Genomic DNA, 1,624 nt, shown 5'->3' with positions numbered 1-1,624 from the left:
ACTCCAGAAAGGAGGTGTTCCAGCCGCACCTTCCGGTACGGCTACCTTGTTACGACTTAGCCCCAATTACCAGTTTTACCCTAGGACGCTCCTCGCGGTTACGTACTTCAGGTACCCCCGGCTTTCATGGCTTGACGGGCGGTGTGTACAAGGCCCGGGAACGTATTCACCGCGCCATGGCTGATGCGCGATTACTAGCGAATCCAGCTTCACGAAGTCGGGTTGCAGACTTCGATCCGAACTGAGAGAGGTTTTCGGGATTGGCATCCTGTCGCCAGGTAGCTGCCTTCTGTACCCCCCATTGTAACACGTGTGTAGCCCCGGACGTAAGGGCCGTGCTGATTTGACGTCATCCCCACCTTCCTCACATCTTACGACGGCAGTCTCTCCAGAGTCCTCAGCATGACCTGTTAGTAACTGAAGATAAGGGTTGCGCTCGTTATGGCACTTAAGCCGACACCTCACGGCACGAGCTGACGACAACCATGCAGCACCTTCACAAATGCCTTGCGGCTAACCTGTTTCCAGATTATTCATTTGCAATTTAAGCCCGGGTAAGGTTCCTCGCGTATCATCGAATTAAACCACATGTTCCTCCGCTTGTGCGGGCCCCCGTCAATTCCTTTGAGTTTCACCGTTGCCGGCGTACTCCCCAGGTGGAATACTTAACGCTTTCGCTTGGCCGCTTACCGTATATCGCAAACAGCGAGTATTCATCGTTTACTGTGTGGACTACCAGGGTATCTAATCCTGTTTGATACCCACACTTTCGAGCATCAGTGTCAGTTGCAGTCCAGTGAGCTGCCTTCGCAATCGGAGTTCTTCGTGATATCTAAGCATTTCACCGCTACACCACGAATTCCGCCCACCTCTACTGTACTCAAGACTGCCAGTATCAACTGCAATTTTACGGTTGAGCCGCAAACTTTCACAACTGACTTAACAATCCACCTACGCTCCCTTTAAACCCAATAAATCCGGATAACGCTCGGATCCTCCGTATTACCGCGGCTGCTGGCACGGAGTTAGCCGATCCTTATTCATACGGTACATACAAAAATCCACACGTGGATCACTTTATTCCCGTATAAAAGAAGTTTACAACCCATAGGGCAGTCATCCTTCACGCTACTTGGCTGGTTCAGACTCCCGTCCATTGACCAATATTCCTCACTGCTGCCTCCCGTAGGAGTTTGGACCGTGTCTCAGTTCCAATGTGGGGGACCTTCCTCTCAGAACCCCTATCCATCGCTGTCTTGGTGGGCCGTTACCCCGCCAACAAACTAATGGAACGCATCCCCATCGATAACCGAAATTCTTTAATAGGATCATCATGCGATAATCCTATGCCATCAGGTATTAATCTTTCTTTCGAAAGGCTATCCCTGAGTTATCGGCAGGTTGGATACGTGTTACTCACCCGTGCGCCGGTCGCCATCTTTAGTTTGCAAGCAAACTAAAATGCTGCCCCTCGACTTGCATGTGTTAAGCCTGTAGCTAGCGTTCATCCTGAGCCAGGATCAAACTCTTCATTGTAAAAGTATCTTTCTCATCTGTTAAGATGATTTTCTTGCTCTGTTCAGGATGCCGTACAATTTATTGACTCTATCTTATATACCTATAT

At 49.7% G+C, this 1,624-nt stretch carries 1 rRNA gene; it reads right to left on the bottom strand.

The features are described 5' to 3' along the window. Nucleotides 1-7 precede the first annotated feature (7 nt). Nucleotides 8-1,536 (bottom strand): 16S ribosomal RNA (locus H8S63_RS19520). Nucleotides 1,537-1,624 lie beyond the last annotated feature (88 nt).

This window comes from Bacteroides sp. NSJ-39, from assembly GCF_014287315.1.
GTDB classification, from domain to species: Bacteria; Bacteroidota; Bacteroidia; order Bacteroidales; family Bacteroidaceae; genus Bacteroides; species Bacteroides finegoldii.
This window is presented reverse-complemented; position numbering and strand designations above follow the sequence as displayed.